1 protein-coding gene is annotated in these 252 nt (G+C 77.0%); it reads left to right on the top strand.

Features of this window, described 5'->3' with window-relative positions:
* Positions 1–252 (top strand): polyketide synthase dehydratase domain-containing protein (locus G3I65_RS52105; RefSeq protein ID WP_160703481.1); only part of this gene is annotated, 252 nt, incomplete at both ends.

Raw genomic sequence — 252 nt, 5'->3', positions numbered from 1 at the left:
GCGGCGGCGTCGCCGTCCAGGCCCGCGTCGAAGCCGCCGACGAGGACGGCCGCCGCACGGTGACCGTCCACTCGCGACCGAACGACGACGCCGACTGGACCCAGCACGCCGAAGGGGTCCTGGCGACCGGTGCCGAGCCGGGCACGAGCCTGACCGCGTGGCCGCCGTCCGGCGCGGAACCCCTGCCGGTCGACGGCCACTACGACACCCTCGCCGGTCACGGCTACCGCTACGGCCCGGCGTTCCAGGGCC

The organism is Amycolatopsis sp. SID8362 (assembly GCF_010550475.1).
Lineage (GTDB): Bacteria > Actinomycetota > Actinomycetes > Mycobacteriales > Pseudonocardiaceae > Amycolatopsis > Amycolatopsis eburnea.
This window is presented reverse-complemented; position numbering and strand designations above follow the sequence as displayed.